Origin of the sequence: Polynucleobacter sp. MWH-UH2A, from assembly GCF_018687195.1 — a bacterium.
Classification (GTDB): domain Bacteria; phylum Pseudomonadota; class Gammaproteobacteria; order Burkholderiales; family Burkholderiaceae; genus Polynucleobacter.
This window is the reverse complement of the sequence record NZ_CP061321.1, coordinates 1071209-1084607: the sequence shown is the minus strand read 5'-3', so window position 1 is coordinate 1084607 and position 13399 is coordinate 1071209. Positions and strand designations below refer to the sequence as shown.

At 46.1% G+C, this 13399-nt stretch carries 12 protein-coding genes, 2 tRNA genes and 1 riboswitch; of the genes, 2 read left to right on the top strand and 12 right to left on the bottom strand.

Annotation, left to right across the window (positions count from 1 at the left end):
- Window position 1: 1 nt before the first annotated feature.
- From IC571_RS05660 to IC571_RS05650, 3 genes are all read right to left on the bottom strand, one after another.
- Window positions 2-541 (bottom strand): hypothetical protein, encoded by a 540-nt coding sequence (locus IC571_RS05660; protein ID WP_215315358.1) that lies wholly within the window; start codon window positions 539-541, stop codon window positions 2-4.
- Between the two features lie 23 nt (window positions 542-564).
- The gene (locus tag IC571_RS05655; RefSeq protein ID WP_215315356.1) at window positions 565-1884 is read right to left on the bottom strand and encodes a U32 family peptidase; all 1320 of its coding nucleotides are present in this window, start codon (window positions 1882-1884) and stop codon (window positions 565-567) included.
- Between the two features lie 110 nt (window positions 1885-1994).
- Window positions 1995-2864: a fumarylacetoacetate hydrolase family protein gene (locus IC571_RS05650; protein ID WP_215315354.1), complete on the bottom strand. Its 870-nt coding sequence runs from the start codon at window positions 2862-2864 to the stop codon at window positions 1995-1997.
- Window positions 2865-3029: 165 nt separating this feature from the next.
- On the opposite strand from IC571_RS05650, the gene IC571_RS05645 reads away from it, so the two are divergent.
- Window positions 3030-4688 carry a thiamine pyrophosphate-binding protein gene (locus IC571_RS05645; protein ID WP_215315352.1) on the top strand — a complete coding sequence of 553 codons (1659 nt, stop codon included), beginning with the start codon at window positions 3030-3032 and terminating at the stop codon, window positions 4686-4688.
- An 87-nt stretch (window positions 4689-4775) separates the two neighbouring features.
- On the opposite strand, the gene IC571_RS05640 is transcribed toward IC571_RS05645, so the two are convergent.
- Window positions 4776-5804, bottom strand: coding sequence for a tripartite tricarboxylate transporter substrate binding protein (locus IC571_RS05640; RefSeq protein ID WP_215315350.1), 1029 nt, complete (start codon window positions 5802-5804; stop codon window positions 4776-4778).
- 123 nt (window positions 5805-5927) lie between these two features.
- Window positions 5928-6003: transfer RNA gene (locus tag IC571_RS05635), tRNA-Asn, on the bottom strand.
- A gap of 21 nt (window positions 6004-6024) precedes the next feature.
- Here IC571_RS05635 and thiD point away from each other — a divergent pair.
- On the top strand, window positions 6025-6909 hold the full coding sequence (gene thiD / locus IC571_RS05630) for a bifunctional hydroxymethylpyrimidine kinase/phosphomethylpyrimidine kinase (protein ID WP_215315349.1): 885 nt from the start codon (window positions 6025-6027) through the stop codon (window positions 6907-6909).
- Window positions 6910-6944: 35 nt separating this feature from the next.
- Here thiD and thiE read toward each other — a convergent pair whose 3' ends face one another.
- From thiE to IC571_RS05595, 7 genes are all read right to left on the bottom strand, one after another.
- Window positions 6945-7871, bottom strand: a complete 927-nt coding sequence (thiE, locus tag IC571_RS05625) for a thiamine phosphate synthase (RefSeq protein WP_215315347.1) — start codon at window positions 7869-7871, stop codon at window positions 6945-6947.
- 26 nt (window positions 7872-7897) lie between these two features.
- Entirely contained in the window at window positions 7898-8716 is an 819-nt protein-coding gene (locus IC571_RS05620) for a thiazole synthase (protein WP_371742881.1), read from the bottom strand.
- Window positions 8717-8722: 6 nt separating this feature from the next.
- Window positions 8723-8920, bottom strand: coding sequence for a sulfur carrier protein ThiS (thiS, locus tag IC571_RS05615; protein WP_215315345.1), 198 nt, complete (start codon window positions 8918-8920; stop codon window positions 8723-8725).
- Window positions 8911-10050 carry an FAD-dependent oxidoreductase gene (locus tag IC571_RS05610; protein ID WP_215315343.1) on the bottom strand — a complete coding sequence of 380 codons (1140 nt, stop codon included), beginning with the start codon at window positions 10048-10050 and terminating at the stop codon, window positions 8911-8913. The genes thiS and IC571_RS05610 overlap by 10 nt, the downstream gene beginning before the upstream one ends.
- Window positions 10051-10059: 9 nt before the next feature.
- Window positions 10060-11982 carry a phosphomethylpyrimidine synthase ThiC gene (thiC, locus tag IC571_RS05605; RefSeq protein WP_251373238.1) on the bottom strand — a complete coding sequence of 641 codons (1923 nt, stop codon included), beginning with the start codon at window positions 11980-11982 and terminating at the stop codon, window positions 10060-10062.
- A gap of 37 nt (window positions 11983-12019) precedes the next feature.
- Window positions 12020-12128, bottom strand: a riboswitch (TPP riboswitch).
- Window positions 12129-12202: 74 nt separating this feature from the next.
- The gene (locus tag IC571_RS05600; RefSeq protein WP_215315341.1) at window positions 12203-13036 is read right to left on the bottom strand and encodes an NUDIX hydrolase family protein; all 834 of its coding nucleotides are present in this window, start codon (window positions 13034-13036) and stop codon (window positions 12203-12205) included.
- A gap of 236 nt (window positions 13037-13272) precedes the next feature.
- Window positions 13273-13347 (bottom strand) — tRNA-Arg (locus tag IC571_RS05595).
- Window positions 13348-13399 lie beyond the last annotated feature (52 nt).

The following is a 13399-nucleotide window of genomic DNA, read 5'->3' as shown; positions in this document are numbered from 1 at the left end:
GTTAGTTTCTACTTGAATTTTTGGAGCCAAAAAATAGACTCCAAATATGCTCTTTGCCTAACATTAATTGCATGCCGGCAAGCATTAGATACGGCCAAATAATGAGCCAATACACAAAAGAGAAGGCGACTATTTTCAATGGATTTGCTTGTCCAAAGGCGGTCACGGAGATTAAAAAGTTTTTCCCGTGAATGACACCATCAATGCCAGCCTCTACATAGTTCAAGCCCAAAACTATTGCGATGTAAATGAGTGATTCAACTAGAAGCGATCTCACAATGCCATGAGTTTTATTCACTGTAATGGGGTAAATAGCCTGCCCAATCAATAAAAACTTCGCAGTAATGCCGGCCTTGATTAACGCAAATCCAAAAATGCTAAGGGGGATGGGGCGCTCATCAAGTAAAGTTGCCGCCAAAAATGCAAGAGCGCAGAACCATGTGCCTAAATATAGAGTGAGAATAAATGCCTTCTTGGCTTCATCAACTAATTTTTCTTTAAAGGTTGATTTTGTTGGGTTGGCATCGAGGGCTGTATTCATATGTGGATTTCAATCAATCGGAATTAAGCGTTACAGCAGGATTCGCTATTCGAGCAAGAGGAGTTGGTCTCAATTGGTGCGGGATCGTTGGTGTAGCGCGCAATATATGCTTTATTACCTTTTGGTATTAATTTGATCCACACAAAATGGCCAGATCCTGGCGCAACAGAAATAGGCTCTCCATTCATGTTCCACATTTGATCTAAAACGATGTCTTGATTTCCATTGGGCTCAATGATCTCTAATTTGTCGCCCACAGAAAACCGATTCTTTACATCAATCCTTACTCGTCCATTTGTATGATCAATATCCAAAGTCTCGCCCACGTATAGGCTTCTTCCTGATAAAGAGTGGCCACGCATGTAGAGTTGATATTCCTTATCGTGATGACGTTCATAGAAGCCATCGGTGTATCCGCGATTGGCTAGACCTTCTAGATTCCCGAGTAATGTAGTATCGAATGACCTTCCAGCAACAGCATCATTAATCGCAGTGCGATATGCCTGGCAAGTACGAGCTACATAGTATGGTGATTTTGTGCGGCCTTCAATTTTGAAAGAATCCACACCCATTTTGGTCAGTCTTTCAATGTGCTCAATGGCGCGTAAATCCTTGGAGTTCATGATGTAAGTGCCATGCTCATCTTCTTCCATGGGCATTAAATCATCTGGTCGTCTAGCTTCTTGGAGTAAGACGACATCGCCACTTTGATTTTGTTGTCCGGGCTTTACCTTATAGTCCCAGCGACAAGCATTGGTGCATGCCCCTTGGTTAGAGTCGCGATGAGACATATAACCTGAAAGAAGGCAACGTCCAGAATAAGCAATACATAAAGCACCATGAACAAAAACCTCTAACTCCATCTCAGGACAGTCTTGGCGAACTTCTTCAATTTCATCAAAAGACAATTCACGAGACAGAATCACGCGACTGATGCCAACAGAACGCCAAAATTTAGCAGAAGCACCATTTACCGTATTAGCTTGAACCGATAAATGAATTGGCATATCCGGCCAAGCCTCTCTTGCCATCATGATGAGGCCAGGATCCGACATGATTAAAGCATCTGGTTTCAATGCCACTACAGGGGACATGTCGCGAATGTAAGTGCGAGTCTTTGCTCCGTGAGGCAATAGATTTGAGACTAAATAAAACTTCTTGCCTAAATCGTGAGCGGTATCAATACCTTGCTTTAAGACCTCTATTTTTCCAAAGTCATTATTTCGTACGCGTAAGGAGTAGCGTGGTTGGCCAGCGTAAATAGCATCTGCTCCAAAATCAAAAGCAGTTTGGAGCATCTGTAGGCTGCCCGCTGGGGCAAGGAGTTCAGGCGTTTTCATCATGACCCCATTTTAATGCTTGATTAGGGTGCTTGCCTGGCCAGAAACCACTCAAAATGCCGCTTTAAACAGCCTTAGAGAGTGTTTTGTATAGCCAACGATCAGCTTTGGGCTTACTCGTCAGCAATGGTGTTGCGCAATATGCCAATGGATTCAATCTCAATTTCGCAAATATCTCCAGCTTTCATAAAAACAGGAGGAGTTCTGGCATAGCCGACGCCTGCGGGGGTGCCGGTGATTACAACATCACCTGGCTCTAGAGTCATACATTCAGAGATCAGAACAATCGTCTCCGCAATCCCCCAAAGAAAATCCTTGGTATTTGCATTTTGCATCACTTGACCATTGAGTCGTGATTGGATATTTAGTCCGTTACATCCAGCGGGAAGTTCATCTGGCGTTACCAACCACGGACCAAATGCGCCGGTTTGATCAAAGTTTTTGCCGATAGTCCACTGCGTGGTTTTACGTTGGTAATCACGAATGCTGCCATCATTAAAAATGCTATAGCCAGCTACGCAATCTAATGCATTGTCTAAAGTGAGGTGACGCGCTTTTTTGCCAACAACAAATGCAAGTTCTGCTTCGTAATCTAGCTTGTCTGAAACGCGGGGTTTAATGATGGGGCCCAGGTGCGGGGTCAGTGAACTTGGCCCGCGCATAAAAAAGCTGGGGTACTCAGGCCTTGCATTTCCACCTTCTTTGGCATGATCTGCATAGTTCAGGCCCATGCAAACAATTTTTCCAGGTCTATCAATAGGAGTCTTGAATGCAATGGATTTGATATTGCCACGTACTGCTTTTGGATTCTTGAGGGCAGCATCAGCTCGACGCATTAGTTGTTCATCTTGAATAATCAACTGCAAGCTATTGGGTAGCTGTGTGTCGGTAGAGCATAGATCTATGAATTCATTATCGCTACCCTGAATTAGTGCGCCAACACTTTCCTTGCTGTCTGATGCTCGATAAGAAAAAAGCCTCATGTCCTTGTCTCCTGCTGAATTGGTCTAGTTTTTAATCGTTTTGCAAAGTATATGTCAGTCAAGGCTATGAATTCACTTGAATGGGGGCAAAGTGTGATAACTTTCAATAAACGCACCATAGACTTCAGTATCTATTAGATAGAATAAAGAGAAAGCATAAAAAGAATGGGGACATTAGGTAAGTCGCTTAATGGCGGCCAAATTTTGGCAAACGCTTTAGTGAGACAGGGAGTAGATGTCGCCTTTGGGGTGCCTGGGGAAAGTTTCCTGCCATTATTAAATGGCTTAGTGGATCATCCTCAATTCCAATTTATCACCTGTCGCCAAGAAGGCGGCGCCGCATACATGGCGGAAGCCTATGGAAAATTAACAGGCAAGCCAGGGGTGTTGATGGTCACTCGTGGTCCAGGCGCATCAAACGCGATGGTGGGAGTGCACACCGCATATCAAGATTCCACCCCAATGGTCTTATTGGTTGGCCAAGTGGGAACGGACATGGTTGAACGTGAGGCATTTCAGGAAGTTGACTATCGCCGTATGTATTCTGAATGCGCAAAATGGGTTGGCAGTATTGATCGTGTCGATCGTATCGATGAGTTTGTATCTCACGCATTTCATGTGGCGCAAGCAGGACGTAAGGGGCCCGTTGTATTAGCTTTGCCAGAGGATGTTCTTTATATGATTGGCGATGAACATCCGCTTGCTCCAGCCCATATCGTTCAGCCGGGGCTTGATGCAAAGGTATTTGATCAAGCGATGCAAGTTTTTGCTAATGCTCAACGCCCCATGGTGATTGCAGGGGGTGGAAATTGGAACCGCGCTGCATGCGATAGTTTAACGGCTTGGGCAAATCAAGAGGGCGTTCCCGTTGCCACCAGCTTTCGTTCGCAAGATCTTTTAGATAATCTGAATCCTGCATTTGCTGGTGATTTAGGTATTGGTGCCAATCCTGCATTGGTGAAACGGGTGCAAGACGCTGATGCTTTATTGGTGATTGGTGAGCGTCTTGGTGAAATGACAACTGCAGGCTATAGTGTATTAAGCGTTCCGAAAGCAAAAAATACATTAATACATGTGCATTCCGGTCCAGAGGAATTGGGCCGCGTTTATCGACCTGACTTTGCACTCAATTGCAGTCCAGAAAATTTTTGCGCTGCCTTAAATGGCGTAAAGATGGGCGGTAATCACAATCCAGATGAATTAAAAACGGCCCATGCTGAATATTTAGCATTTGCAAGTCCTGTAACCGTGCCCGGTGATTTGCAATTAGCCCAGATTATGAGTTCTTTGCCAAATTCCATTCCTCGCGACTCCATCGTTACGAATGGCGCGGGAAACTTTGCAACATGGGTACATCGTTTCTATCCCTACGGACCTTTTAAAACGCAGTTGGCTCCAGCCAACGGCTCAATGGGTTATGGCTTGCCGGCGGCAATTGCAGCAAAAATTGTTCATCCACATAAGGTGGTAATTGCAGTCTGTGGCGACGGGGATTTCATGATGAACTGCCAAGAGTTAGCTACCGCGGCAAGGTATGAAGCATTTCCAATCGTTTTTGTTGTAAACAATAGTATGTTGGGGACGATTCGCATGCATCAAGAGCGAGAATTTAAGTCCCGCGTTATTGCAACTGGTTTAACTAACCCTGATTTTGTAAAGTTTGCTGATAGCTTTGGCATTCCTGGCTTCAGGGTAAGCAAAACAGACGAATTTGCTCCCGCCTTTACCAAGGCTCTGGCAAGCAAGAAGGGCGCTCTCATCGAGCTGATCTTGGATCAAGAGGTCATATCACCAAGTAAATTATTGTCGCAATTGGGCAAATAGCCGGGGATGTCGTTAAGCAAGTAAAAAAGAGGGCAGTTAGCCCTCTTTTGTATTTAGCAATTCAGATTCAATTGCATTTCTTGTGGGTTAGTCAACTTTTGCGCCAGAGTCCTTAACAACCTTAGTCCATTTGGCGATTTCATTTTTGATGAAAGTGGAGAACTGCGCTGGCGTATTGCCAACCGGTTGTGCGCCCATAGCCAAATACTTTTCTCTCACAGATGGACTGTTGATTGCGGCCATTAATGTAGCGCTATCTTTATTGAGAATATCCACTGGCATATTGGCCGGGCCAACCACGCCAAACCAAGAGGTAGCCTCGTATCCTGGAAGATTAGCGGCTTCAGCAATAGTTGGTAAGTCTGGAAAGGCGGGCGAGCGCTTTGCGCTAGTGACTGCTAAGGCTTTTAAACGTCCTGCACGAATGTAGTTAATGCAAGAGGGTAGGTTATCGAACATGATGTCCACATTACCTGCAAGCAGATCAGTTACAGCCGGAGGGCTGCCTTTATAGGGGAGATGCACCATGTAGGTTTTGGTCATGGTTTTAAATAATTCACCCGCCATATGAATGGATGTGCCATTGCCACTAGATGCCATATTGATTTTTCCTGGATTGGCTTTTGCATAGGCAATTAAATCATTCACACTATTTATGTTATTTTTGGCAGCAAATTCGGGATTCAGAACCAGAACATTGGGTAATTCAGCCACTAAAGAAATAGGTGTGAAGTCCTTGATTGGGTCAAATGGCATTTTGCCGCCACCTTGGGTGTAGAGCGGCAGGTTAATCCCATGCGTTCCCACAGAAGCCATGAGCCATGTGTAACCATCAGGTGCAGATTTGGCAACAATCTCAGCGCCGATATTGCCGCCAGCCCCAGGCTTGTTATCAATCACTACATTCCATTTGAAGGAATTTAATAGTTCATTTTGTAATGGCCTTGCAATATTGTCAGTGGCACCACCAGCAGGAAACGGCACAACATAACGAATGGGCTTATTTGGGTAGTCTGATTGGGCAATAGAAGTTTGGTAGTAACCAAATAAGGCGACAAGTATTGCAAGGAATTGAATTGCGCGGATATGGGCTTTAAATGAACCACTTTGAATCATTGCTATCTCCTGTTAGTTCGAATCATTCTGATGATGACTTCTAGTTTGAATTTAAGCATAACAGAGCTGATTGAGGGCTCAAAATGAAAAAGGGCCTAGATTTCTCTAGACCCTTCACATATTTGGCTCCTCGACCTGGGCTCGAACCAGGGACCTACGGATTAACAGTCCGGCGCTCTACCGACTGAGCTATCGAGGAATAAGCCGATATTATAGCAAGATGGAAACACTTCTTCCCACTTCTGTGCAGATCCCCAAAGTACTGACAATTGCTGGCTCCGACAGTGGCGGTGGGGCTGGCTTACAGGCAGACCTCAAGGTCATAACTGCCTTGGGTGGCTATGGAATGTCGGTGATTACTGCCATCACGGCACAAAATACGCTCGGGGTTACACGTATTCAGGATGTTGAGTTGGACGTTGTTGAAGCGCAGATGGACGCTGTTTTGTCTGATATTGGCGCTGATATCGTGAAGATTGGGATGTTGGCTAGCCCGGAAATCGTACAAACGGTCGCAAAAACTTTACGCAAGCATGGGATAAAAAAAGTCGTTTTAGATCCAGTTTTGCGCGCAACATCTGGCGCTAGCTTAGGTGGTGACGATACAGCGCAAGCCATTATTCGTGATTTATTTCCCTTGGCCCTGCTGGTCACGCCGAATTTAGACGAAGCATCTTTATTATTGGGTCGCGATATTGTCGGCCCAGATGATTTCAAGTTAGCTGCGCAAGAGTTATTGGATATGGGTCCACAAGCTGTGTTGATCAAAGGTGGTCATCTTGATGCTACGCATACCCAAATTACTGATTATCTAATGTGGCGCACCATCGAAGATGGTCTCGAGGTGGTGCAGTCTAAAGAATTTAAACACTATCGAGTGAATACTCCCAATACGCACGGTACAGGATGCTCTCTGGCATCGGCAATAGCAACCTACCTCGCAGGTGGCCATGATTTACCTCATGCTGTAGCTAAAGCGATTGCTTATGTCGAGGCCGGTCTAGAGGCGGGGCGCTTTCTCAGTATTGGTGAAGGGCCAGGCCCTTTATGGCATATGCACGATTTCTACCCAACTGCTTTATTGGACGAAAAAGAAAAAGGGTAATCCAGCCCGTTATGTTGATGCGAAGAACTGATGCGCTAGGCGCGCATCAGTTCTTGCAGGTGCTTTACAGCGGCTTTGGGATCTTTAGCTTGCGTAATTGCGCGTACAACCGCGATAGAGCCAACGCCACTTTTGGCAACTGCATGAATGCTTTCTTGATCAATTCCACCAATCGCAACCAATGGATAGTGACTCATGAGTTTGGCGTATTGATATAGCCTACCCAATCCTTGAGGTGCCGTTGGCATTTTCTTGAGGTTGGTTGGAAAGACTGCCCCCATGGCAATGTAGCTTGGACAGAAGCGATCCGCATGAACCATTTCAGCATAGCCATGAGTGCTCAAGCCCAACCTAAGTCCAGCAGATCTAATTTGTTCTAGATCAGCGATCTCTAGGTCTTCTTGTCCGAGGTGAACCCCATAGGCTTCCGCATCAATTGCCTCTTCCCAGTAATCATTAATAAATAGCAGTGTCTTGCTACCTTCTGCTGCTTTTACCGCTTCTTTGATTTGTTTTCTGATTTTGTATCGATCTTCAGACTTAAACCGCAATTGGACCGTAGGGAGTTCAGCTTCCACCATGCGTTTTACCCAATCGGCATCTGGCATGACGCCGTAGAGACCAAGACGCTTTGGACACTCCTTAAATGCCTTAGGGTTCATATTGCGAGTCCATGGCAGCAAATCAAAATGTTCAGGTCTGCTCGGCCATTTAAAGGGATTAAAGCCGCCATCCTGAATCGTCATGCGTGACCACGCTTTTCCTAGCGTCTTGGCATCAGATTCTATAAAACCCATCTCAATAGCAGCGAGTGCTCCAGCAAGCTCGTAATGATCGGTTGCTAATTCATTATCAATTCTGGGCGGAGGTGAATTAATCGAGTATTGAGGAATTGGTAGACACAATTCATCATTGCGATGCGCTGAAATAATTTGATCGGCAAGATCTCTGACTAAACTCATATCGATCCCTATATCCCTTTATTCCTTTAGCTTTGGTGCCAAAAGGGCGTACCAACCAATGGAGTGCTAGCCTGTGCAGAGGATTGCGGTTTCATAGCGCCAGATAGGTAAGCGTTGCGCCCGGCATGTGTTGCCATTGCGAATGCTTTTGCCATTGCCACCGGATCTTCAGAAAGAGCCACTGCAGTATTGAGTAGTACACCGTCAAAACCCCATTCCATGACGCTGCATGCGTGCGATGGAAGGCCAAGACCTGCATCAACAATCAGAGGTACTTTGATGCGATCTCGCAATAGCTTCATGGCATATGGATTTAGTGGTCCTTGACCGGTGCCGATTGGAGCAGCCCATGGCATGATTGCTTGGCAGCCAACATCTACTAAACGTTGGCACAAGATTAAATCTTCAGTGCAATAAGGCAATACCTTAAAGCCGTCTTTAATTAAGGTTTCAGCAGTCTGTACTAAGCGTAAAGTATCAGGTTGTAAGGTGTAATCATCGCCAATGAGTTCTAACTTAATCCAATTGGTCTCGAATACTTCACGTGCCATCTGGGCTGTGGTAATGACCTCCTGAGGGCTATGACATCCTGCGGTATTGGGTAAGACGGGAACTTTCATTTTTTTTAGTAGTTCCCAAAAACCGCTATGTGCTTCAGTAGTGCTAGTGCCTTGGCGACGCAGACTCACCGTAATCATTGCGGGATTGGCATCCTGTACGGCATTCTCTAAAACCTGGGGGGATGGATAGCGCGAGGTGCCCAATAGCAATCGACTAGCAAAGCTCTCGCCGTATAAGACGAGTGCATCGGCATTATTGAGTTGGTTGGGCAATGGTGCTGTCATAGGTATTTATCCTCCAGTAACCGGAGCAATCACTTCTATCTGGTCGTTTTCTTGAAGGGCATGCAGCGTATATTGCGATTTTGGAACAAAGTTCAAATTCACGGCGACTGCAAAAGGTGGCTTTGCATTTACTAAGTTGAGTGCATCAGCAACCATGCTGTGTGATGGTAGATCGTATGCCACCTGGTTAACAGTTATGCGCATACGCTTGCCTCATGACTTATATTGTTAACGCTTAAGCCCAATTCGAGAGCTGTATTGCTTTGACCGCTTTCTAATAGCTCTATCGTTGCATCGAGTACCGCTGGAGAAATCATAAAGCCATGGCGATAGAGACCATTGATCATGATTAAATCCGCCAAGCCTTTTTCTTTTTTCACCAGCACTTCAGGAAGATTGTTTTTTAGGGTTGGACGGCATTGTGTTGCCATCTCCAGAATTCGTGCTTCCGCAAAGCCACTATGCACTGTGTAGACCGCGCTGAGTAATTCCATCGCAGAGCGAACGCTCATCTGCGATAAATCTTCAGATTCAATCTCAGTGGCACCAACAACATACACATCATTCTCTTTGGGGGCGATGTAGATAGGGTAGCGAGGATGTATTAAGCGAGTAGGCCTGCGAAGCTTCACTTCGGGGGCGTGTAGGCGGAGAACCTCGCCACGCACTCCACGCAGCCTATTTGCATTGGAAGACCATGCCTGCTTTGCCCCATTTCCACGGCAATCAATCACAGACTCATAAGAGGCATTATTTCTTAATGCCTCTGGGTCTACTTCGGTATTCCAATGGCATTGCACGCCCAGTGTAGTTAATTCAAGCAGTAGCGCATCTAGTAGTTGTCGATTATCCAACTGACCTTCATGCGGAAGATATAGTCCTTGGGTAAAACGATCTGCAACTTCCGGCTCAATACGATGTAATTCTTTAGAATCGAGACGACTGGGTGGAATTAACTGACTATTGTGTAAACAGTTTTTATCCAAATGACTGGTAAAACGTTCGGCTTCTGCGACATCCTGTCGATGCCACAGAATCAAAGTGCCGTCTTGCTGAAAAAATACAGGTGAGGATAGTTCCTCAATTAGCGTCTTCCAACGAGGCAGGCTGTAAATGCCCATCCGCACCACAGAATCCTCAGTAATCACGGATTCTGCAAGTGGGGCTAGCATCGCTGCAGCAACCCGGGCTGCGGAATCATTTGCGCACGCCTCACCACGCTCAAATAATTCAACCTTGGCACCAAGTTTTGCCAAGGCAAATGCTAGTAACCGACCCATCAGGCCGGCACCAACGATGGCAAAACGTTTTTGTGCGAAGGAGAGGCTGCTCATCTAAAGTGCTTACTGATAAATTTCACTGCCACGTTTGCGGAACTCTGCAGACATTTCTTCCATCCCTTTGCTTGGATCATTTGCTTGCGCAATGGGGATCACTTTGGCATCGGCATTGAGAGTGGCTGCGTAGTCACGAACCTCTTGTGTAATCTTCATTGAGCAGAACTTTGGCCCACACATTGAACAGAAGTGCGCAATTTTTGCTCCTTCAGCTGGTAGTGTTGCGTCATGATATTCACGCGCGCGTTCTGGGTCTAAGCCCAAATTAAATTGGTCTTCCCAGCGGAACTCAAAGCGCGCTTTAGAGAGTGCGTTATCGCGTACTTGGGCGCCAGGTAAGCCTTTAGCAAGGTCTGCGCCATGAGCCGCAATTTTGTAGGTGATGATGCCTTCGCGCACATCTTCCTTATCAGGAAGACCTAAGTGCTCCTTGGGAGTGACATAGCACAGCATTGCAGTGCCATACCAACCAATTTGCGCAGCGCCAATACCACTGGTGATGTGGTCATAGCCAGGAGCAATATCAGTAATCAATGGCCCAAGGGTATAGAAGGGCGCCTCTAAGCAATGCTTTAGCTCTTCAGTCATGTTCTCTTCGATGCGTTGCATTGGAACGTGACCGGGGCCCTCAATCATCACTTGAACATCATGCTTCCAGGCTTTGGCGGTTAGTTCGCCAAGCGTATGCAGCTCGCCAAACTGCGCAGCATCATTTGAGTCAGCAATACAGCCAGGACGCAAACCATCACCCAGGCTGAAAGAAACATCATAAGCCTTCATGATTTCGCAAATCTCATCAAACTTTGTATAAAGGAAGTTTTCCTTATGATGGGCTAAGCACCATTTCGCCATGATCGAGCCACCACGTGACACAATGCCGGTAATGCGATCTGCTGTTAATGGCACATAACGGAGAAGTACTCCAGCATGAATTGTGAAATAGTCAACACCTTGTTCTGCTTGCTCAACTAAAGTATCGCGGAACATTTCCCATGTGAGATCTTCAGCGATACCACCAGTCTTATCAAGAGCTTGATAAATTGGAACCGTGCCAATTGGTACGGGAGAGTTGCGAATAATCCATTCGCGCGTTTCATGAATATGCTTGCCGGTAGAGAGATCCATGATGGTGTCTGCGCCCCAACGAATAGACCAAACCATTTTCTCTACTTCCTCATTGATTGAGGAAGTCACCGCTGAATTACCAAGGTTACCGTTGATCTTCACGCGGAAGTTTCTGCCGATAATCATGGGCTCTAATTCTGGGTGATTGATGTTGGCCGGAATAATGGCGCGACCCGCAGCAATTTCAGAGCGTACGAATTCACCTGTAACGATTTCTGGAAGATTGGCTCCGTATGATTTGCCGGGATGCTGTTTGAGCAATTGCTTATATGCAGGGTCTTTGCGTAATTGCTCTAGACCCATGGATTCACGCAGGGCTACGTATTCCATTTCAGGCGTGACAATGCCTTTGCGTGCGTAATACATTTGGCTGACGTTATGACCAGCTTTGGCTACGCGTGGGGCGCTGATATGGGCAAATCGCAAACTTTGCGTTGCGGCATCATTAGCGCGCGCTACACCATAGTCAGAACTTGGCCCAGATAATTGTTCTGTGTCGTTGCGCTCAGCAATCCAAGCATCACGTAATCTTGGCAAACCTTTTTCCAGATTAATCACAATATCGGGATCACTGTAAGGGCCGGAAGTGTCATAAACCGGAACAGGAGGATTTGGGATAAGTTGTTCGCCAGCACGAGTTGGCAATTGATCAATCATGCGAATCGGCGCTTTGATATCAGCACGTGATCCCTGTAGATAGGTTTTAGTCGATGCGGGATATGCAAACTTTTGTCCGAAGTCGCGTTCCAAGCTCTTGAGGCTTGGGATTTCGTGTTTGCTTGATTTTGGGTTACCTGAACTCATGTCCATCTCCTTGCTGTTTTAGATGGACGAAACCGGGTGTCGGTCTGATGTAACTCCCCACGCCAGCATTACCTGGATCGGGTTTTAGGGTCTCTCTCAGCGCCTCTAAGCAAAATCCGCTTATAAGGGCACCCCTGTTTCATCCTTAGGGTAGATTTAACCACGAAAAGACGGCAGGGCATATGACCCTGGTCAATTGCCTACTTAGCGCTAGCTGAGCTTACTTATTGCGTCGCAAAATGAAGTCTGCTGTGACAAAGGCGGCATCGCTGGTGAATTCATCGGCCAAGATGCGGGCGGCAGCTTCTGTATAAGAAACCTCAATAAAACCGCTGACCTCACCATCATGGTTGGTTGGAATAAATTGCTTCGGAAGCTCTAAATCATAAATAAATAGTTGTTCATCATGAAACCCACGTCCATTTGCCATGCGGCGCATATGAATTCGTCCGATGGGCTCAATGTCATCTGCAATTTGCTCGGGTACCCCTGCTTCTTCCCATAATTCGCGGCGCGCGCTTACCCATGGTGTTTCATCGGCGCTAATGCCGCCGGCGGCAAGATTGTCTAATTTTCCAGGATCGGTGGGTTTGTTTTCGCTTCGTCGTCCGAGCCAAATGGTGTCAGCTTTTGTATAACCATTAATGTGCGTAGCCATACTGCGAAAACCAAAGGTTCTAAATGCGGAACGTTCTAGACGAAAGTATTTATGACCATTCTGGTCGACCCAGGCAAATTCTTCATTGCGCCAACCTGGAATGAAGCCACCTTGACGCATATGATTTGCTAAGAGGCTTAGTGTTGCTGATAATTCTTTTGGTCGACCCAGTTGAATGGAGAGTCGATCATGTGACATTCTCGCTAGATTTACAGCTTGTTTTTTAAATAACTCTTGCAAGTGAGGAATGAAGTCTGGGTTGAGGTGTCCGATCAGGAGGTCTTCCTGGTTGCCACGACAAAAATAGATGGGCATGAAATCCGCAGGGGCAGGCCTTGCGGTGTTTTGAAGCATTTCTTCAAGGGCTGCGATGGTGCTGGTAGTGAGAGCGGACATGCGGTTTAGTGTAAGGGAACTTCGGAAAATAGAGTGTTTTTTCAGGCTTTATTACCACAAATATTATTAGAAGTGATTAATATCCTTAGTAGTATCTTTTATAAGGATATTGAATTTTGTAGCAGAATCTTCTGCACACAAATTAAGCAAGCTAGGTCTCTCTATACAAATCCTCGACTTACGAAAACTTTTGTGGATTTATCCACATGGCCTGTGGATAAGTTCTGACAAATTAGTGGTCCCGCCGACAGGAATCGAACCTGTATCCCACGCTTAGGAGGCATGTGCACTATCCATTGTGCTACGGCGAGATGCATACTCATAGAAAGTATGCTAGGTAATTAAGTTGGAATGCTAACCGAT